We start from the raw sequence: 20,974 nt of genomic DNA, 5'->3' as shown, positions 1-20,974 counted from the left end.
AATAACCTCTATCCAGCGCTTTCTTTTTCTAATTTTTGATTTCTGTGCATTAAAGAGTAAAATCGAATAATGGTAAAAAAATAGGAAAAGGAAGTACTGTTACTCGACTTTTCTACATAATTGTCTTGCAATAATCGATAAAACTATCGCTATACCTTTTAGCGTAATTATTACGGCAACCAAGCCGAATATTGCAGCAATTGCAGCGCCACCAACGGCAGCTATGACTATACTAATGATAATTCCTATAAGAGACATGCCTATGCCAAGACCTATCAAGAATTTTCCAAGTCCGATCTTGTAAGCTAAGATTAAAACGCCTCCTATGATCACCGTTATGCCTCCAAGAGATGCTAAGACGTCTAAAATCGCTAGAACCCAGCCAAGTATCACCGCTGATGCTGGAGCTAACTCGGCAGCTATTGCAAAGACTGTTGCATAAAAACCAGTAGAGCCTACTATTCCTGCAATTACTCCGATAACTCCGGCTATAATTGCGAGGAATCCTGGCACATTGGATTTCATAAAATACCTCCAACAATTCCATACTTTTTCTTTTTATTCTGTTTTAAGTTTACTATAAAAAATCATGCATGAACTTAGTAAAAAGTGATGCGGTATGGTCAAAAACGATTATACTTTTTCTTTACTAATGGGGACTACAAGTGCAACTATTGCACAAATGAATGCAATCCCAGTTAATGTGGTTAATAAAACAACAAAACTCACTAATGCGGTAATAAATGAACCTCCAATCGCTACTAACACTACTTCAAAAATTGCGCTCATTGCTTCGAAGCCAATTCCCATACCAATGCAAAATCGTCCTATAAAGAATCGATTTGCTAGAATTAGCAGGCCACCAAGAATTACAATGGCGCCTCCAAGAGCAGCGAAGATGGTCAAAATTAAAAGAATCAGTCCTAGTATGGAAGCATATTCAGCAGGGGCATAATCAGTCGCAAGCGTAAGGAGTGGACCATATAAACCGATAGATCCTGTCAAACCCGCAAGGAGGGCAATTATACCTGCAACAACAGCTAAGACACAATGAACTTTCTTTGAAACCATATGGTAAGAAACGGCACCATACTTCTTATTTTTTATGCATTTTCAAAGCTCACAAGATACACCTGAAAAAGTGTGGGACATCATCCGTGTTTGTAAATAGATGGAGATAGATGATAGATGAATGTTTATTATAGATTTTTAACGTTTGTTTTAGTTACCCTTCGAAAGAGTTATCAAGAAGAGTAATCATTTATCGGGTAGGGGTTGCATCAAGAACTCCTGCGGTTTCTTGCGGGACTAAGTAAGAAAACGATACGGTTTATTAGCTGCTTATTAAGAACGGAAAGAAAGATTATGCAACAGATTGACTTGAGAATTTTACTCCTTGGCGGTCTAATCATCATTGGAGGTTTTACAGCAGGCAAGCTCTTCCAAAAAATAAGAATTCCACGGGTTTTAGGATTTATTGTTATTGGCTTAATTCTTGGGGAATCAGTCCTTTTCATCCTACATGCAGACATACTTGAAAATTTACAACCACTCGTCGATTTAGCGTTAGGGTTTATAGGATTCACCGTGGGCACAGAATTTGATGTCAGCAAGGTTATCAAAGGAAGAAAAAAACTCTTCATTATCCTTATGTGTGAAGCGATGGGCACGTTCGCGCTTGTAACATTACTGGTTTTTGCTTGGAGTGCAAATCTTTATCTAGCCCTTATATTTGGGGCTTTAGCCTCTGCGACAGCTCCCGCTGCAACAATCGAGGTGATCAAAGAATGTTGTGCAAAAGGCGACCTGACTCAGACGATTCTTTTTGTGATGGCGTTGGATAATGTATTGGCAGTATTGTTATTCAGCTTTGTATTCAGCTACGTAAAATTTTCTTTGGCAAGCGGAGTAATTTCGCTTATAACTCTGATTCTACAGCCATTATTAGAAATTGGTATCGCTGTTGTTATTGGCGTTGGATTAGGAGTGATTTTGACTTATCTAGAACTGCAGTTTACGGAAGAAATCGAATTGATTATTTTGACTTTAGGTAGTGTCATTTTGTGTGCTGGTTTAGCTGAAACCTTTGGATTTTCAAGCATTTTGACCAACATGGCCTTGGGAGTGACGATGGCGAACTTCAAGGGAAGTTCTATTAAGCCCATAGAAGAAAAACTTGAAGTCCTAATAGTACCAATTTTCATCAGTTTTTTTGTGCTTACTGGGGCCCATCTAAATTTCAGTATACTGCTTGAGGTCGGAATCATTGCAGCTCTTTATATAATCGGAAGAACTGCTGGGAAAATACTTGGAAGTTTCGGTGGCGCACGTATAGCAAAAATGGATACAAAAATCTCAACAAATCTAGGCTTTGGCCTACTTGCACAAGCTGGTGTTGCTTTAGGATTAGCATATATTGCGATAACCGAATTAACGCCAATAGGACCAAATGAAGCAATTATGGGGCTTCTTATTTTTAATGTTATCATGGCAGCGGTCCTTATAATGGAGTTTATGGGGCCATTAGGGGTTAAGTATGCGATTAATAGAGCAGGTGAAGCGAATAGTAAAGATATTGATTGTGAGGAGTCAGATACTGAAATAATGAATGAAACTACAGTTATACAAGGTGAGGAAATAACCCAGACCTCAAAAGAAGAAACCCAAATTTAATGAAACTCTTCTTGAGCATACCGCGCTTGCAATGTGAGATTAAAATAGCTTTCATGTTTCAATCTCTTCCCACATCTCCTGATCTAACATAACTTCCTTAGCGCTATGTAGAGAAAATTTAACACCAAGAGGGCCAAATAAATCCGTTATAAGTACTGAGGCTGTAATTACGTTAAAAATGAGCATACCAAGAGCAACATTTCCATGCAGCGCCAGTTGGGTACTTGCAAGATATGCAAGCCCTAATGCCACACCAGCTTGAGAGAGGAGTGAAAATCCAAGATTATTAGCGATTTTTGAGGATTCATTTGCAAATTTAGTGCCTCCATATGCACCTACTAACTTTCCTGCAGTTCTAGCACCCACATAAATAGCTGCAAGTTCTATAACCTCAGCAAGAATCGCTAAATTCAACTTGGCACCTGTTAAAACGAAAAACCCAATAAAAAGTGGCAACATAATAATTTCAATTTTTTCCTCGAATTGTTTAATTTTTACAGCATGAAGATTCTCCATAGTAATTCCAACGGCCATATTTGACAAAATGCTTGAAAACCCGAAAAATTGAGACATGCCTGTGCAGAGTATAACTGAGGCAACCGTTAGTATCAACCATTCGGTTTCATCTTTAAATAATTCTTCCACCCTTACAAGGACGTATCCTAATAAGCCTCCTAATAGGAAAGCGCTGACAATCTCTATTAGAGGGGTAAGAAGTATAATCAAACTCCATGCGACCAGTGGTGAGGCATAAATTATTACAAAATTGAATAATAATACGGCTATAATATCATCTAAGGCAAGGATGTAGAGGATGATTTGGGTTAACTCTCCTTTTGCGCAGTACTCTCTGATCACTTCAACAGTAGCTGCAGGGGCTGTTGCAGATGCTATCGCTCCGAAAATTAGGCTAATGTACAACTGCCCAAACACCAAATTGAATACTAATGAGACAAGGACAAAAGTGCCTATCGACTCGCATATGAGTATTATAAAGAGTTTTTTAGAGGTCTTAAATAGTTCCTTAACATCTAGCTCGCTCCCAATCCTGAAACCGATGAACCCTAAAGCCAAATCGACTATAGGACGTAAACTTTCTATTGCTGAGGGCGGAATGGCTCCAATACTGCCGAAAATTAGCCCTAAGACTATGAAGCCTAACACTCGTGGAAGTTTTAGTCTTTGGAAAAGCTTACCAGCCACAAAGCCAACAATAATGATTAAACCCACTATAAGCAACATTTGAATTGCAAATCGCTCTACTTGCACCTTAACTCACCTTCTTCTTTGTAACGTGATCTGCTGCGTAATAGAAGAGAGATATAACACGTTCTAGGACTCTCTTTAACATTATTCCAAAGAAAATCAGATAAGGAGAGTCTGGCTATGAGCTGCGCCATAAGTGTATAGAAACTTGTATTGTGAACTACTTCGCCCTTTCGGAAGGGGTTTCTCGCCGTTATCAAATAATGAGGTAGGTAATTATATATAATTAACCTTCCACAAGCTTATCCCTCATTTTATAGATGTGCTTAACTAATCAAAACTGTAACTAATTAAGCGGTTATACTTAAGTAATGACGTGTTTAATAAAAATTTGGTTACATTTTGAAACTTGATATGGAAGTAGAGTTTTAAAAACTAGATTGCAGCTAAGTCACTACCAATAGAGTGAAGAGATTAGTGAAGACTAACATAAAATGAAGCAAGTAAACGCATTTGCACAGAAGGAATGAAACAATCACAGTTTTTACAAGTAGCTAAGCAAGAAAGCACCACTGCTTTAGCGTGAGGTAGTTCACAAGGAATACTATTTTCCCCCGAGAGTATGCCAAAAAATAAACAAAATCTCCTATTTATAACTAAATCCATCGATCATCCTTAAGAGTATCTTATATCTGGTTGACTAAACATTGAGGCCTCAGAAAAGTGCTCACGTGACCTCTTAGAATAGTGGATAACTTCTTCAAGAGTAATATACTCAAGGTGTGGAAAATCAGTGAAAAACTGCTAAAATCATTATTTACTATCAGGAAGCAAGATATCTATTTCTTATGGTCATATAATCATCGAGAGTCGCCTTAAGAAGGCTAGATTCATTCTCAAGGAAATAAAGAGATCCTTGACCGATATCTAAAGCAAGTTTTCTTGCAAATTTTTCGTCAACATGGTGACCACGCCTTATACATACTATTGAAAGCGAAATATCCTGTCGACGACATAATTTTGCTTGATGAACTGCTGCTTGATATGCATAATGCTTTCTTTCAGGAAGATCAAACCTAAGATGATCCTCAATATTCTCATTAAGAGTGGAATAAGTGGTTGGAACTGTATCTGAAAGCATTATTATATGCTTATGAATTCCATTTAATCATCCTTGATTCTACAGATGTCTTGAGAGTAAAAGAGCCTCTTGAATGTTAGTATTGCCATCAGCCCTTTGTTGAAACACTTTGTTAAGAATTAAATTGACATCTAACGAAAGTTGTGTCAACACACGCGCTTGGTCTGAAAAAGTTATTACACCCACTTTATCTCCTTTTCGTTGTGCAGCATATGTCAGGCCAACTGCTGCTTTTCTTGCATAATACAATTTCTGAAACTCACCCATACTGGAACTGATATCAAGTGCAACTGCAATAGCCATATTTGTTGGAGGGTTTTTCTGATAAATCTGGAAATCTTTCCTTTTAATTGCATCAAGTTGTTTGCCTTGACGTACGAGGGTCTTAATTGTCCTTTGAATAGATATATCCCTATAATTATCCCCATTTTTGTATGGTCTAATATCTAGTGATCGTTCACCTATTTTTCTTATGATTTTTTTAGACCTATGACCCTCTTGACTCTTAGAGACAATTTTCTCTACTTCTGGAATAAGTTCTTCAAAGAGTAATGCATAAGCTTTCGTGGTAAGTGTAATTTTGTCCTTCAATTTGACATATCCTGTTAGTTCCAGTTTTTCCAAGAGTGTCTGGAGTTCATCAAGAGCTGCCAAAAGGTGATCATACCTTAGCAGGTCTGGTTCAACTTGAAGTCTTTCCCTTAATCGCTCTTCAATTAGTGATTTAACGTTAGATTCATTCAATAGAGACTGGGGCGATGCAAGACCTCTTTGGTCAATAATAGTTTGAATTGCTTCCAGAAGTTCTCGGAAAAGATTTTTTGAAACATCTTCCGTAATCGTTTGATTCGCTTGTGACACTTGTTCCATTTCGCTTTCTAAAACTAGTTTTCCAAATGCAGCTCCCAATAATTGTTCAACTAAATCTTTGCCAACTAGGTCGATTGCAGTAGGAGTAAATGTAAAAATTGCGCTTGGATGCCAATTATGCTCATTCATTCCTCTTATGAAACCTAGTCGCTCAAGTTGATTTGGTAACGTATGAAGTAAGCTCATAAGTTCTTGGCTCGGCGTTTGTGATTGATAAAGTTGCTTTAGTTTACTGAAGAAGTTAGAAAGAGTGGGATATTGTTTTTCCAATTCAGAGCGAGGCATTTGAAGGAGTTTTGCTAAATCTTCAATGGTAAAACCATGAGTCTGTTGTGTAAAATACCCAGGAAAATCAGGATGAAGTGATCGCAGGACAGGTCTTAGAGCGGAACTTGGTTGTTGATTTTTATTTTTCTGCCCTACGAATTTCATAAGTTCACGTAGCAGCGCATTATTTTCTGTTTGACTATTTTGAGTTAAAGGTACCTCTGAAGGAGGTAAAATTGATATCGAAGTCTCTTTGTTATCTAAAACCTGATCAATTATCTCTTCAACTATTTCCTCAGAAGGTCTAAGCGAATTAACTGCAATACGATGCGGTAAGGTGACCAATGCTGCTTTCTTGATATAGTTCTTTGTTACGCGCTGTCCGTTTAATACAACCAAGCTTCTTAAAAGTTCGAAAAATGCCAAGGTTCCTCGTCCTGCAGATGCTTTCTTTATTTCCGGGTGAGAACGAAGTGATTGTGTTATCCCAATAAGAATTGGAAGAAGATTCACCATTGAGATTTCTTTTTTCGTCGATGTCATTCTCTTGGCATCCAGTTGACTGAGGATTGAACTAACTGATTATTAATAAAAGTTCTTGATTCTTAATAAGTTTCTCAATGAGGAAACTTCAATAGTAATCTTTTTAAGAAGAAACCCTAACCGGTTTCCTCTAAGAAGTCTATTCAATAAATTGTATATTTTGTGAAAAAGGAGGCTACGAATGGTGAGAGTTAAAGATGTAGCACGGCGCAATGTTGTAACCTGTAGACCTGATGAGAGTATACCCATGGTTTCTAAAATGATGTTAGATAATTGGGTGGGTAGTGTTGTCGTCTTAGAAAATGAAAAACCAGTAGGTATCGTTACTGACGGTATTATTTTTAAACTAATTGCGGAAGGGAAGAACCCAACTATGTTATTGGCGCGTGACGTTATGGTGAAGCCAGTCAATACAGTCCATGAGAATAAAAACGCTTTAGACATTTCTGATGATGAATTCTTGAAATCGAAAGTGAATAGATTAGTGGTTGTGAACGACGAAGGTAAACTGGTTGGTGTACTCAGCAGCAAAACTGTTGATCGGCTTACAAAGTATTCAATTGCCAAAAGAATTATAGAAGATCGAGGTTAGTTCACCTTCATTCATAATTCTTAATTTCATACTCTAATTCTTGTCACTGTTTTGTTTAATTGAGTTCTTCTGATGCATTAAAGCTTAAAATTTCTTTTTTAATATAAAAATTACATCCTAATGTTGAAATGATATGACAGAAAATAATGACGTAAAGAAGATTACAGGACGTTATTTTCAAGAGGCACTTAAAGGACGTCTCCAAACTGAAAAGAAGAAATTGAAATTAATTATTTCAGTTATTGTATTGATGTTCTTTACATTTTTTCCTCTTCCGATCCCTCAGAAAATACAATGGACTTTAGGCATTTTTCTCTTTGCGGCACTTATGTGGAGTTTTGAAGTACTACCTCTTCCCGTTACATCTCTTATAGTACCTGTATTATTGGTCGCTTATGGAGTGTTTGAGGAAGGTGCAACTGCAGCATTTGCTTCCTTTGCACATCCAGTAATCTATATTTTATTATCATCGATTATTATTGCTGAAGCAATAAGAAAACATGGTCTAGATCGTCGTCTTTCTCTAATGATTCTTTCTAATATAAAAGGGTCTATTAAAAGCGTTCTTCTAGCACTTTTATTTGTAACTACCTTTTTGAGTATGTGGATATCAAATACTGCAGTACTAGCAATTTTTATTCCAATAATTTTGGTAATTGTTGAAAAGATAGAAGATCCACAAGATAAAAAAAACTTAACTATTTTACTGCTTGTTGGTGCAAGCATCGGTACTGCTTTAGGCGGTATGGCAACAATTACAGGAACCGGTCCAAACGCACTAGCATCAGGATTTATTGAAGAAGTTACAACCTTTACATTTATTGATTGTATGAAAATTGGACTTCCATCTGCACTTCTTATAATGATCGCAACTCTTCTAGTTTTATTAAAACTTTTTCCTGTCAAACTACCCTCCATAAATATTTCAGAAATTCGTCAAGAGCGTTCTAACCTACCTCCTTTGTCAAATGGTGAGAAAAAGACATTAGGTGTGTTTATACCTACGGTGATTCTATGGATTATAGGTTCAGAGATTGAGGCTGCCTTCGGACTGCCACGAACACTCCTTAGTGTCGCAGTGGTGGGTATTGCAGCTGCAGTGATACTTTTTGCCATAGGGGCGTTAGAGTGGGACGATGCGCGTCTGGGAGCTTTTGGTATGTATTTGCTCTTAGGCGCAGGCATAGCTTTAGGCAAGGCGTTTTTAGTGTCTGGCACCGCAAACTGGATCGCTACTCTCCTCATCCAACCTTTAGCTGGGATTCCACTTTTTGCAGTAGTTATTTTAATCACATTTGTAACTATTTTAATAACCAATGTACTGGCAAATACTGCAACTGTTGCTATTTGCACACCAATTGCCATAAGCATAGCACTTCTTTTAGGCTTGAATCCAAGTGTCACAGTTATGGCTGTGGGATTAGCAGCATCTCTTGCACTCTGTACTGTTTTTGGTACGCCAAATAATGCCTTGCTTGTTAACACTGGTGTAATAGATAGAAAGGATTTGATGAAATCGGGCGTGATTGTTGCATTAATAGGCGGACTTGTCATTTCAGTTGTTGTTATTCTTTTTAGTTCAATTTAATTCAAGATTTGTGGTTTAATTCTAAAATATACTTTTTCATACTTTACTTTTGCAAACAATTAAAAAGAAACCGACAAACATAAAGAAGAGGATTTCTAAAAGAACCGAAATGATTAGAATTGAAAGGTGAGCACGAATGAAAGGTTATATGGGAAAAATCTTAAGCATTGATCTCACAAATAAAGCGATAAAAGAAATTCCGTTAGAAGAAAAACTGGCAAAGCATTATATAGGAGGACGTGGACTAGGCGCACGACTTATGTTAGACAATGTTCCACCAAACGTTGATCCACTTTCACCCGAAAATTCCATTTTCTGTATGCTAGGGCCATTTACTGGCACAAAACCTATGATACCAGTATGTCAAAGGTATGAATTTGTCAGTAAAAGTCCGTTAACTGGCATATATCTTTGTACGAACACTGGTGGACGCTTCGGTGTCGAATTAAAACGAAGTGGATACGATGGTTTAATGCTCACTGGTGCTTCAGAGACGCCAGTATATCTAGCAATTCAAGATGATCAAATACGTTTCGAAGACGCTTCACAATTATGGGGGTTGAAAGTAAGTGAAACACGGAAGAAACTTGAAGAAAAGGAAAATTTTCCTAGCGCTGTAATGATAGGGCCTGCGGGAGAAAAATTAGTAGAAGTTGCCTCAGTGTTTGACGTAGTAGCACACAATCATAGGGCAGCAGGAAGAGGAGGACTTGGAGCGGTTTTTGGTTCAAAAAACCTTAAAGCTATAGTTGCAAAAGGCTCAAAAACACCAGAATTACATGACGAAGATAAATTAAAGGCTTTGATTAAAGATGTGACCCGCGAAACAAAAGAGAATCCAGCTGCTCAAAACTTTCATAGATTGGGTACGGTTCAACTTATTGCATCAATGAGCGAAAACGGCGTCTATACAGGCAAAAATGGGCAAATTGCACAAATGGATCTCATCGGTAAATTTGACGCTGAAACATGGGTAGCTAATTATGTTACGAAAAATACAGGTTGTTATGGGTGCACACTAGTCTGTGGCAAACTAAGTGAGATTAAAGAAGGAAAACATAAAGGAAAAATTGCTGACGGACCTGAATACGAAAGTTTCTGGAGTTTGGGGACTAACTGCGGTATGAATGAATTCAATGGAACTCTTATGGCGAACATTCTCTGTGATGAATATGGAATGGATACTATTTCTGCCGGTGTAACTGCTGGCTTTGCGCTAGAATGCTATGAAAAGGGCTACTTAGATCACTGGAAAGCAGAACTGCCTGAACTAAAATGGGGCGATGAGGAATCAATTTTAAAGCTTATTGAAATGATGGCTAATAGAGAAGGATTCGGTAATGTTCTTGCGGAAGGAACGAGAGCATGCGCTGAAAAAGTCGGTCAAGACTCAATGAATTTTGCACTCCAAGTGAAGGGACTGGAATTTCCAGCCTACGACCCACGCGCAGTCTGGGGGATGGCATTGGGGTATGCTACATCGCCTAGGGGGGCGTGTCATTTGAAATCATGGACTATCGGTGCAGAAGTTTTAACTGGTGAGTATGACAGGTTTTCCACAGACGGAAAGGCAGGTTTAGTGATAGGACTGCAACACTTCCGTAGCATATTAGATAGCTGCATTGTCTGCGTAATAGGAAGCAGGGCAGTTCCCGAAGATATGATCATTGCACTCCTTAAGGCAATTACAGGAACCGAGAGCTGGAATCTAGGCGAGATAGGTGAAAGAATTTGCAATACAGAGAGGTATATTGCAACACAACAAGGAGTATCTAGAAAGGATGATAAAATACCTTATAGAATCCTCGAAGAACCATTGCCTAATGGCCCAGCTGCTGGAAAAGTTATTGGAAAAGAAAACTTCAACACGATGCTTAGCGAATACTATGATCTACGCGAGTGGGATCAAAACGGAATTCCAAAGCAGGAAACGCTTCGACGTTTACAAATTGTCGATTAAACCTCTTTTTTATTTTTTAATTAAAAATAGAAAAAGAAAAAAACGAATTTTTATGTCATTAAGACATTTTTCGCGATATTTAGAATCCTATTGTGTATAGCAGGATGTGTTGAAAGAACACCATCACCGACTCTTTTTGTCCGAGATGCTGCATTTCTAAGTTCTTCTGTATCCAAAGCCCCCGATCTGTCGACATCAAAAGATGCCCAATAGCTACCTTCTCGCCCATGGGAAAGGTAACGTGGACTTATGAGAAGCGAATCTGCCATTTTTGAACTCTGACGTGCAGCAATGTCATTTACTGAAATACCGTTACTTATACGTAGTAAGGCATTAGACATAGCTTCTGGTCCCGCTACACGGGCTCCATGAACATCCGCTAAGTATTCTCTAGATCTCGAAAAAGCTAAGCTGAGCAGTTGGAGAAAGAATACCGACACTAATAATATTCCACCAATAAGCATTGCAACAGCCGCTCCACCTCCTCGTTGCCTACGAGCGCCGTAACTTCCGTAAATACCTCCCCAAAGTAAACTTCTTGCGATGAGCCCCACAATAAAAGGAATCGCCATAAGGGCAATCATCATTCGAGCATCGCCGTGGCGAATGTGACCAACTTCATGAGCAATCACAGCCTTTATTTCATCTTCTCGTAATCCTCGCAGAAGTCCTTCGTGAACTACTAGCCATGCCCCTCTGCCTCCACCGAAAGTGAATGCATTAAGACTTGAGTCTCTTAGGACATATAGATTCCGTGGAATAGGCTTATTGCTTTTAGTACATACTTCGCTGACCATGTCAAAAATCTGTCCTCCAGTATAGCCGCCTCCCACAGAACGTGTAAGTGCCTCTCCTTCTAAATGAATTCCATTCTTTTTAATTCTTCTTTTCATAGTATAATTTGAGATCAAATAGAAGAACACGAAAATTATTATGCCAAACACAAAATAAACGAGTAAATTTGTCATTCCTAGAAAAAGAACCCCTAAAAAAAGAATAACAAGGAATACATATCCAAATTGTAGTAAGAGATAAAACCATGACTTCAATCTGAGCAAAGCAACTCCCATACTGTTTCCCCTTGTGTAATTTTTGTTAAAACTTGTTGTATTTTCCTTTTTGTACTATGCACTTATAATCCGCTCTTCTTATTATAAATATTTTGCGCGCACTATTTTTAAATAGAGGAGAGTTTTACCAGACTAAGAGGAGAGTTTTACCAAAATAGTCATATATATGCGCATAGGGTAACTCATGAGCAGAGGCGGCACTAGTTTTAATAAAACTAAAACTCTCCACCACCGTCTCTGCTCACCCTTCATCTGTTATGTATAGCTAGATTTTCGGTCTAGCCAAGCTTTGAACAATTTTTTGTTTAGATGCAGTTCAATGACAGTTCATACTCATAAAGTTATTCACAATGTTATTAAAACTGAATTTAATATTTACCTACCATTTGAAAATGTAAGGAAAAAGTATTTGAGGATTGATTTTTTTAGTGCACTCCATACCTGTTGAAGAAGTACAACTATGTACTCTTTTCTCCCTCAAGCAATTTCTACCTATACCCAACAGTGAAATTATTGGAGATCTATGAAGTGCGCAGGGGTTTTGCTACAGTAATTACGACTAATCTGATGTATTCATTTGCTACGTTCTTGCCTCTTGTTATTTTACCGTTATATGTCAATAGACTAGGAGCAAGTCTTGTAGTAACCGGATTAGTGATTTCTTTTTATTATATTACTACCACAATATTTAGCGTTGTTTGGGGAGTACTTTCTGATGCGTTCGGAAAAAGGAAGATATTTCTTTCTTCAAGTCTAATTGGTTGTGCTATTGTCCTCTTCATTACGTCAATTGTCGAAGTACCAATTATTGTGGTACTTTTAATGGCGTTATTCGGATTTATAGCATCTGCATTCCGTCCGGCAGTATTAGCGATAGTTGGCTCTTTGGCTTCGACTGGAGAGAGAGGAAAGTTTTTCGGTTTTCTTACAGCTTCAACATCTCTTGGATATGCTATTGGTTCATTTTCTGGAGGATTTGTTGCACAATATATCTCGATACAGATGAGTGTGGTCTTGGCAGCGATCTTGGCAGGATCAGGAGCGATTATTAGTTTAATTTTCTTAAGGCGTGTTGACAGCAAAGTCATAAGTGTTCCATTAAATCCAAGGCAAGTTTTTAGTATATTGAAAAGGAAATTCATTCCCACTAATGTTAGTGAATCTTATGTCAAGCAGGGCAATCTACACGTTCTTTTTAGCGTCACTTTTATTCGCTATATTTCATTTTGGGGGATATGGACCTTATTTGCAGTGTATCTGAGTACTATACTAGGTGCTAGCGATTTTTGGGTTGGGATATTAATAGCGATCAATTTTGTGCTTGCAGGAGCGTTTTTTCAACCTTTGGCTGGAAAATTGTGCGATATAATCGGACGAAAGCCAATGATTCTTGTAGGACTCGCTGGTACTTCAATGGTGGAGATTTTCTATGCTTTAAGTCCTAATTTCTTATGGATTATCCCAGCTCAGTTTCTTTTGGCATTTACATTCTCATGCCTTGAGAACGGCAACAACTGTTATGTAACTGACGTTACACCTGAAACACAGCGAGCAGAGGCTATGGGGCTTCTAACAACATGTATCTTTGGAGGCGGTGCTGTAGGCGGACTTCTTGGCGGTATAATTGCACAAATTGTAGGCATGCAAGTTATGTTTCTATTGATGTCGATCCTGCCTGCAGTAGGTTTTTTTGTTGTTTTGATTAAGATAAAAGAAACGCTTAAACGCTGATTTTTTGATGCAATCTTCGATGAAACGCACGAAAAAATAAAATTTATTTCTAATTTTTTCCTTTATGATATTTACTTCCTTCTACGTATACTTATTATCATATAACCGAATGCTTCATATAAGACCGTGACGTAGGAGATTCTAAGAACCAAAAAGGATAGTAATGGACTATGACAAGTGAAATCACAAAGATCCTAGCTACAATACTCGCATTAATTTTCGGACTCATTGTATTCGGAATTCTTCCTGCTTTAGCACTGCTCCTGCTCGTAGCTACGCTGGTGGGCATTGTAGTCTGGGTGGCGATGGGTAAGGTGTACAGCTCTGCAAGTGTCATTCGCTTTGTGTTATGGTTTAGAGGACGTACTGTTGCAGGACTTGCGGATACTGATCTAAAAGATCTTGAAAGCCTAGAAAAGGGATATTTCATCTTAGAAGAAGAAGAGGAGGAAGAATTGGTCGAAGAAGAATTATCACGAAGGACTCGTTTTTGGGGTAATGTACGTCAAAGTCTTGTAAGACCATGGATTCCTATATTATTCCTTATTTCACTAGCAATCAATTTACTTAAATTCGCAGACTTCCTCCCAGCAATAACTCAAGTCACTCAGGAAGAAGCTTTACAGTTGTTAATTAATATAAACATAATAATTTTCTTCGTTAGCCCAGTGATTTTAGGCCTAATCATGCCAGGACTCTTTATCTTAAGGGACTATTCACTTTACTATTTCCAGCGAGTAAAAGGCAATCTTGAGGTCGAGAAATCTTCTGGGTTTGGACAAAGACTACTTGAAGGCTTCGTTGGTGGTTCTGCCATATTGGGCTTCGTGAAATTCTTTATAGAACTAGCAACGGCACCAAATCCAGAATTTGCAGGGCAAGTAGCATTAATTATATTAATTGCAGTTGGCACCGCTTCGCATTCCATTGTATGGACTCTATTCTTCTATCTTCCTTTTCACAGACGCTATGTGAAAGCTCTAAATAGAAAGATCGCGAGAATGGGCGTGCCACGTGCCGTTGTTGATATAAAACCGATTAAAAAAGCATGATGCAGTGAAAATATGTAGATGAATCACCGCATACGTGCCAGCTTTCTCTCTTTTTTTATTATATGAAAATGGATTCACAAATCTTCGTAGAGAAGCTTTTAAAAAAATAGCATCTGCAATATAAACAATGCATTGTAGAGATTTCGAGTTAGCTTAACAACCGAATCCTTGAAATACTCTATTATCGTGGATATCAATAAGCATCACATAGCATCATTATGAGAGGCAGTTCTAGTGTGGGATGGTAAAGCTCTATCTGAGGCATTAAATCGAGTTCTTTCAGGACTCATTAAAGCTGACCATGCCATTAGAACAGTGATTCTAACAGATCGCACAGGTTTAACTTTGGGTCATGTAACAAAATTTGACGCACGCCCTGTAGATGTTGACGGTCTTGGTGCCATAGGCAATGCCGTTTTTTGTGCCAGTGAAACACAGGGGAAGCATACTGAGATCGAGGGGAATTTAAATTTGGTTGTTTCCGAATTTGATACTGGGGTTATTTTTACAGCAGGTATTAATCAGGAAGCTGTGCTATGTGTTATTGCAGAACCCTCCGTTAATATCGGAGTTGTCCGCTTTACAATAAAACAAAATGTTAAACGGCTTGGACGTGCACTGAGAGAATTTCATGCCGATGAAAAAGAAATATCTACGCAAGCAGAAGACCGACTATTGAAATTATTGAAAGAATTGGAAGAGTTTTAAACATATATAGAGGTATTTTTCAATTCTAATTTTAGTTTATGAAAATTCATTTGATATTAAGCGTGTTAGGAAGAATAGTAGAAAAACTAAAAGACCTACCTTTAGGAGAATTTATTATGAAGACAACGGAGATTATTTTGAAACCAATTGGTATTATCAGGTCACCTTATAAAACAAAAGGCGATGCACCTAGACAAGGAAGACTTGTACAAACATTGGGAACTGTTGAAATATTTCCTGAGTTTACTGAAGGATTAAAGGACATTGAAAAGCGTAAGCACGTTATTTTGATATATTGGCTTCATCAAGCAAACAGAGGCACTTTAATAACGCCTACACCCGATAGTCCAACTCCGCGAGGCGTATTCTCCATAAGATCACCAGGTAGACCAAATCCTATCGGAATATGCACTACAGAGTTGATTGAACGTAAGGGGAATGTTTTGACAGTAAGAGGTATTGACGCAATAGATGGCACGCCTTTAATAGATATTAAACCTTACATTCCAAAACTTGACAAGGTTTCTTGTGACGATTGAAAAAGTAGAGAAAAAGAGATATAGAAAAATATAAGTTATTAAAAAAAAAAGACGAAGGCTCTATTTTCGACTATAGAAACTTCGCCATTGCTTCGTCTGATGTTAAGACTTCTCCAATTACTGGAAAGATCTTTTCTTCAGCAAACTTTTGTTCTTCATCAGTGAAAGCGTCCATGCAGTCTTTCAGAAAAACTGGGTGATAACCCCTATCATATGCAGATCTACCAGTAGCTTCTACACACCAATTGGTTACAAAACCGCCTATCATCAGATTTTCAACGCCCAAATTCTTTAACAGGCCATCTAGTTCCGTATCAGTGAAACCGCATAACCGACGCTTATCTAGCACAGTCTCGTCGGATAGTGGTTTAAGCTCATCAGTGATTTCAGCTCCCCATTCGCCTTTTTTGAACCCACCAGCTTCTTCAGCTCCTTTAAGTAGACCCGGATGCGTTTTTGCAAGTTCTGGGTAGCCTTCTCTAAAACCAATCGGTGAATGTATTATCAAACATTTGTCCGGTCCTGCTTTCCTTGCAGCTTCAAGTACTTTTTTCATTTTTCCTACTGTATTGTGATCTTTTGCCCTCTTCCAAATTCCGGCTCCTGCCAGTGCACCCTTTTCACTCAAAAAGTCATTTTGGAATTCTATCATTATTAGCGCTGTTTTTGGCATATTAGACATCCTCCCTTCATTTTTTTATTTAAAATTTCGGAAGTTTCTCTTCCTAACTCAAAATTGCTTGAGTTAAAAAGTGTAAATCCTTTATGTGTAAAAGATCTATATATAGATTAAGATTCTCGCAAAAATGTTTTTGATGTCTTATTGTTGAATTACAAGGCTTTTGTTTGCAAATATTAACTTTCTATGTCAAATTCTGCTAATAATTCATCTTCAAGTTCCAAAGCAGAATTTATTTCAATTCCGTCATCTTGTAGGCTCTTTAAAAATCTATGTAACTTTTCTGTCTCACTTTCAGTTAAGCGTAGTCGAAACAGAGGGTAACCCTGAAGCCATCTCACAACTTTTTTAATCTCGATTTTACTTACTTTGTCACCTATGTATGAACCTACATCTACTAATTTCTCTTTTGCAACAGTTCCTGTATCTTGGAGTTTTTCTTTTGCGATAGAGCCTGCATTTTTTAGTTTTTCCACAGCTTTATCTTTGACTTTAGAGAGTTTTTCTAATTTTCCGGTATTTTCATCTTCTTCATTAACTGTAGATGTGATCTCGGTTTCGACAGATGGTTCAAATTTTTCTGAAGTTTCGAATGTTTCTAGTGTTTCAGGAAGACTCTCTTCGCCTTCTAGTTTGCTCATAATTGCGTCTTCCATTTTAGAGATGAAACTTGATTCAGCAAGTTCATCTACCTTAATTTCTTCTAACGTTACTATGACCCGGAGTGCGTAATAAGTAACCTCTTCTTCCTCTTTTTCATCAGTCTCTCTTTTGATGACACTTACTAATTTCTCTTTAACTCCACTTAGAGTCTGAGCTGCTTTTTGGTAAAGGGTAGGACGTGTTAACAAAACGCGTTCTATGATGGACTTACTGTATGAGGTTACAATATTTGGAGGTATTCTAAGCCCTCGACGAATAAACTGTGAATAAGCTGTCGCAACTGGTGCGAAAATAAACCCTATTGCACTAAAAACGATCTGTCCATGCCTCGCAATTGTGTCTAAAAGACCACTCTTAGATAAAATCCCAGCCACCCTTGAACGGGGTATCCATATTATTCCTTCTCGCTTAACGTGAACGAGAAGACCTCCCATTACAGGTAAATATTCATTTGCAATAATACCCACAGAATTTAAGGATTGAGTTATCCACACGTCTACATTTTCATCCATTTCGTTATACACTCCTTCCTACATATCTATAAATTAATGCCCTTCCCTCTTTTTTAGGAAAGATCGTTTTCTTATAAATCAGAATACTCAAACATTATAGGATGTTAGTTGAATTAAAACTTTTCATAAAATCATTCAATTAAACCGTAGTAGGGCACAATAAATAGGAGCTGTTGAAATGACTGGCTTACAAGACGCACCTACTACGGCCTGTAGTGCCAACAATACAACGATATTTAAGATTTGTGAAAGTTACAAAAATATATTATTCAGATACTTGTCTCAATCAAGATATGTACTTCTTTCTGTGCATTTTTATTTAATTTTTTGAAAATTCTTATCAGGAAACGATTGCTTGTGAAAGAATCCCGATGGACGTTAAAGTTAAGGTATTAGCCAATACGGAAATGTAAAATGAATATAGAAGAGGATATCAAACACAGCATGGGCTAATGTTGGTGAAATTAAGCTCCTGAATTTTACAAAAATAATAGAAAGGATTACACTTCCAGCAAAGTTGATTAACATTGTCTCTATCGTAGAATAGTAAGGACCAAAAAGAATCAAATTGAAGATTGAGTTTTGATGATAGAACATAAACAAAATGGAATTGATTAATACCGCTAAAACAGTCGCATATGACTTAAAGGCACCTTCCAGTCTCGGAAGCATATATCCTCTAAAAAACAATTCTTCTGAAAATACAACAAGCAATGCAATTGGGATAATAACAAAATTGTGATAAGGTAACAAGAAAAGAACCTTTTCATAAGCAATGAAATAATATGCGCTAAAAGCTAGATGAAGTATTATTCCAATAAGAATTCCGAAAAATACATTGTTTTTTAATGCTGTTTTGACCAATCCAAGTTCTTTTAGACTCATCTGAGTAATAGCACGCCCAAATAAAATGAAACAAGCGATACCGAATCCAATTCCAATTAACATGAGATATAAACTCTCTTGAAACATTAATGCTTGAAAGATACCAAAAAATGTGGCAACCACGAGAACTTCTAATGCGAGAAGTGTTCTAGCAAATGTATCTGAGTCGCCCATGGAAGTTATTATCGGTTCGGTCATAGTTTAACCTCTAAGATAGTTAATAGCTGTTTAGAACACAATTAAATAATAAATTCTGTCAATTTCCGAAAAATCTATTGGAAGAAAATGAACCCTTTATTATATAAATTTATTCGGAAGAGGTTTCCTTAGTAACATCCTCAGATTTTTCAATGAGTTTTTGTGCAATATCGTCCTGAAGGCGTTTCATTGAGGAAAATATTTCCTCTAAAGATCTGACTAGCAATTTTTTGTCATTATAAGTCAAATACACTTCAGGATCATAATTATGATAGTAAACGTCTGTATTGATCTGTATCGTCTTATCTGCAACATAAAATGCGGAAAAGAGGCCTGTGTCGTCTTTACGGAGTTCTATTAGAAATTTTTGAAGTCGAGATTTTTCTTCATTAGTAAAATCTTCTTTAGATTCATAAACTTGAAATTGAATATGGTTCCATCCAAATCCATTTTCAATTAATTCAGCCTGTTGATCATATTTGTGAGAAAAAAACTTAGTGAAGCCTGTTAATTCGGGCATTTCATTTATTTTGTGTTCACCAGGGTTTAATGTTACAATTCCTCGATTTAAGTCCATAAAAAAAATGTCATGGTTATTTGAGAATAATAGGTAATCGTCTTGAGAGGAATATAGCGTGAATTCATCCATTTCATCAAGTCTTCCTAAGAATGTTTTGATGAACGTTTGTTTTCTCTGTAATGCCCTTTTCAATGGTTTTGCTGCTTTTGGAAATAATATATCGAGGAAATCTTCTAAGAAAATCTTCTTGTCAATATTTTTTCCTCGTCTTCGTTCTTTTCCAGTAAGAATATTAGTTATCATTTGTTGTCGTTGGCTGTAACAGAAAAGAGGGAGCTCATTTTTCTTAATACCTGAGTCAATATAGAGATCTAAAAGCCGGCGATTATTTCCGTCAATAATCTCAGTGCAGGGGCGTAAAATACACTTAAGACGGTCTGAGTCATTGCATTCTTCAAAGCAATACTTTGTAAACAGTTCTAAGGCACTTTTTGAAAAAGGTAGTAGACGATCTTGAAGACCATCTTTAATAAACAATCGAACGAATTCATCTCCGTATTCTGAACGTTTTCGTATATCTTCTCTAAACATTTCAGTCAGCTCTATTAGAAAAAACAAAGTACCTACAATATAAATATGTAAATTTAATGCCTTTAAACTTTTCCTTTGTGCGTGCCATCAAAATAAATAGGACTTAGAGTGAGATATACGACGATAAAAACTTTTTATGGTTTCTCATAAACAGTCTTGCCACCTATTATAGTCATTTCCACGTATATGTCCTTAATTTCATTATCTCTTACATTAAAAGGATCATCCGATAGGACAACAAAGTCAGCGAGTTTACCTGGCTCGATGGATCCTTTTACACCTTCTTCGAAGGTTACATAAGCACTATTAAGGGTATATGCCTTGAGGGCATCTTTTATTCCAATTTTTTGTTCAGCTCCGATTTCTCTACCGGCATCGGTCATCCTAGTAATGGCTACATAAATACCCAGAAGGGGGCTTATTAACTCGGATCCAGAAGTACAGGGGCAATCTGAACTCATAGGTGTCGTGATTCCACTCTCGATATACGACTTTAGGGGATACGCCCATTTTACCCTGTCTTCGCCCAAGCCTGCCCTGTAACTCTCACCCTCACCATAAAGAAATATGGGTTGCGGAACAGGTATAATGCCCAGTTTCTTTAGTCTTGTTACAATGGTTGAACTATTTATTCCACAATGTTCTATTCGATGTCGATGATCAGTTTTTGGGAATTGTTCCAAGGCTAACTCAATTGCGTCGATAACTGCTGAAATAGCTCTATCTCCGATTGCATGAACACCTACTTGGAATCCTGCGCTATGAGCGGTGAGAATTATGCTATTTAACTCATTCTGACTAAGATACATCATGCCGATATTCTCAGGTGAATCTTCATAAGGTTCAGATAGGGCAGCAGTTCTTCCTGATGTTGATCCATCAGCTATGATCTTTATTGGTCCTATTCGAAGTTTATCATTGCCAAAACCTGTTGAAAAACCAAGTTTCCGTAAAAAACCAAGCATGCTCATTGGCATCATCAAGTT

The 20,974-nt window shown here is 37.4% G+C and carries 19 protein-coding genes; 8 read left to right on the top strand and 11 right to left on the bottom strand.

What is annotated here, in order from left to right; all coding sequences use genetic code 11:
* Window positions 1-99: 99 nt before the first annotated feature.
* Entirely contained in the window at window positions 100-525 is a 426-nt protein-coding gene (locus QVB70_RS17405) for a hypothetical protein (protein WP_287588965.1), read from the bottom strand.
* A gap of 108 nt (window positions 526-633) precedes the next feature.
* Window positions 634-1,071, bottom strand: coding sequence for a hypothetical protein (locus QVB70_RS17400; protein WP_287588964.1), 438 nt, complete (start codon window positions 1,069-1,071; stop codon window positions 634-636).
* 294 nt (window positions 1,072-1,365) lie between these two features.
* Between QVB70_RS17400 and QVB70_RS17395 the strand changes: the two genes are divergently transcribed.
* Window positions 1,366-2,673, top strand: coding sequence for a cation:proton antiporter (locus QVB70_RS17395; protein ID WP_287588962.1), 1,308 nt, complete (start codon window positions 1,366-1,368; stop codon window positions 2,671-2,673).
* 51 nt (window positions 2,674-2,724) lie between these two features.
* Here QVB70_RS17395 and QVB70_RS17390 read toward each other — a convergent pair whose 3' ends face one another.
* The 3 genes from QVB70_RS17390 to QVB70_RS17380 form a co-directional block, all read right to left on the bottom strand.
* Window positions 2,725-3,942 (bottom strand): cation:proton antiporter, encoded by a 1,218-nt coding sequence (locus tag QVB70_RS17390; RefSeq protein ID WP_287588960.1) that lies wholly within the window; start codon window positions 3,940-3,942, stop codon window positions 2,725-2,727.
* A 760-nt stretch (window positions 3,943-4,702) separates the two neighbouring features.
* Entirely contained in the window at window positions 4,703-5,020 is a 318-nt protein-coding gene (locus tag QVB70_RS17385) for a hypothetical protein (RefSeq protein ID WP_287588959.1), read from the bottom strand.
* Window positions 5,021-5,059: 39 nt separating this feature from the next.
* The gene (locus tag QVB70_RS17380; RefSeq protein WP_287588957.1) at window positions 5,060-6,700 is read right to left on the bottom strand and encodes a VWA domain-containing protein; all 1,641 of its coding nucleotides are present in this window, start codon (window positions 6,698-6,700) and stop codon (window positions 5,060-5,062) included.
* 181 nt (window positions 6,701-6,881) lie between these two features.
* On the opposite strand from QVB70_RS17380, the gene QVB70_RS17375 reads away from it, so the two are divergent.
* From QVB70_RS17375 to QVB70_RS17365, 3 genes are all read left to right on the top strand, one after another.
* Window positions 6,882-7,292: a CBS domain-containing protein gene (locus QVB70_RS17375; protein ID WP_287588955.1), complete on the top strand. Its 411-nt coding sequence runs from the start codon at window positions 6,882-6,884 to the stop codon at window positions 7,290-7,292.
* A gap of 133 nt (window positions 7,293-7,425) precedes the next feature.
* On the top strand, window positions 7,426-8,880 hold the full coding sequence (locus tag QVB70_RS17370; RefSeq protein ID WP_287588953.1) for a DASS family sodium-coupled anion symporter: 1,455 nt from the start codon (window positions 7,426-7,428) through the stop codon (window positions 8,878-8,880).
* A gap of 136 nt (window positions 8,881-9,016) precedes the next feature.
* Complete coding sequence (locus tag QVB70_RS17365; protein WP_287588951.1) at window positions 9,017-10,840, top strand: aldehyde ferredoxin oxidoreductase family protein; 1,824 nt, start codon at window positions 9,017-9,019, stop codon at window positions 10,838-10,840.
* 50 nt (window positions 10,841-10,890) lie between these two features.
* Here QVB70_RS17365 and QVB70_RS17360 read toward each other — a convergent pair whose 3' ends face one another.
* Window positions 10,891-11,910: a M48 family metalloprotease gene (locus tag QVB70_RS17360; protein WP_287588948.1), complete on the bottom strand. Its 1,020-nt coding sequence runs from the start codon at window positions 11,908-11,910 to the stop codon at window positions 10,891-10,893.
* Between the two features lie 513 nt (window positions 11,911-12,423).
* Here QVB70_RS17360 and QVB70_RS17355 point away from each other — a divergent pair.
* The 4 genes from QVB70_RS17355 (at window position 12,424) to tsaA (ending at window position 15,940) form a co-directional block, all read left to right on the top strand.
* On the top strand, window positions 12,424-13,641 hold the full coding sequence (locus QVB70_RS17355) for an MFS transporter (protein ID WP_287588946.1): 1,218 nt from the start codon (window positions 12,424-12,426) through the stop codon (window positions 13,639-13,641).
* A 170-nt stretch (window positions 13,642-13,811) separates the two neighbouring features.
* A complete protein-coding gene (locus QVB70_RS17350) occupies window positions 13,812-14,693 on the top strand; it encodes a hypothetical protein (protein ID WP_287588944.1) in 882 nt (293 codons plus the stop codon).
* Between the two features lie 234 nt (window positions 14,694-14,927).
* A complete protein-coding gene (locus QVB70_RS17345) occupies window positions 14,928-15,401 on the top strand; it encodes a roadblock/LC7 domain-containing protein (RefSeq protein WP_287588941.1) in 474 nt (157 codons plus the stop codon).
* A 131-nt stretch (window positions 15,402-15,532) separates the two neighbouring features.
* Window positions 15,533-15,940 (top strand): tRNA (N6-threonylcarbamoyladenosine(37)-N6)-methyltransferase TrmO, encoded by a 408-nt coding sequence (gene tsaA / locus QVB70_RS17340; RefSeq protein WP_342766587.1) that lies wholly within the window; start codon window positions 15,533-15,535, stop codon window positions 15,938-15,940.
* A gap of 70 nt (window positions 15,941-16,010) precedes the next feature.
* Here the strand turns inward: tsaA and QVB70_RS17335 are convergent, their stop codons facing one another.
* The 5 genes from QVB70_RS17335 to QVB70_RS17315 form a co-directional block, all read right to left on the bottom strand.
* Complete coding sequence (locus QVB70_RS17335) at window positions 16,011-16,613, bottom strand: cysteine hydrolase (RefSeq protein ID WP_287588937.1); 603 nt, start codon at window positions 16,611-16,613, stop codon at window positions 16,011-16,013.
* Window positions 16,614-16,795: 182 nt separating this feature from the next.
* Window positions 16,796-17,794: a hypothetical protein gene (locus QVB70_RS17330; RefSeq protein WP_287588935.1), complete on the bottom strand. Its 999-nt coding sequence runs from the start codon at window positions 17,792-17,794 to the stop codon at window positions 16,796-16,798.
* A gap of 384 nt (window positions 17,795-18,178) precedes the next feature.
* Entirely contained in the window at window positions 18,179-18,877 is a 699-nt protein-coding gene (locus QVB70_RS17325; protein ID WP_287588933.1) for a CPBP family intramembrane glutamic endopeptidase, read from the bottom strand.
* A gap of 109 nt (window positions 18,878-18,986) precedes the next feature.
* Entirely contained in the window at window positions 18,987-19,988 is a 1,002-nt protein-coding gene (locus QVB70_RS17320; protein WP_287588930.1) for a hypothetical protein, read from the bottom strand.
* A gap of 134 nt (window positions 19,989-20,122) precedes the next feature.
* A partial coding sequence (locus QVB70_RS17315) for an amidohydrolase (RefSeq protein ID WP_287588927.1) occupies window positions 20,123-20,974 on the bottom strand: 852 nt, incomplete at its 5' end.

Origin of the sequence: Candidatus Borrarchaeum sp. (assembly GCF_019058535.1) — an archaeon.
Taxonomy (GTDB): Archaea; Asgardarchaeota; Sifarchaeia; order Borrarchaeales; family Borrarchaeaceae; genus Borrarchaeum; species Borrarchaeum weybense.
The sequence above is the reverse complement of the archived record's forward strand: the minus strand, read 5'-3'. Positions and strand labels throughout refer to the sequence as shown.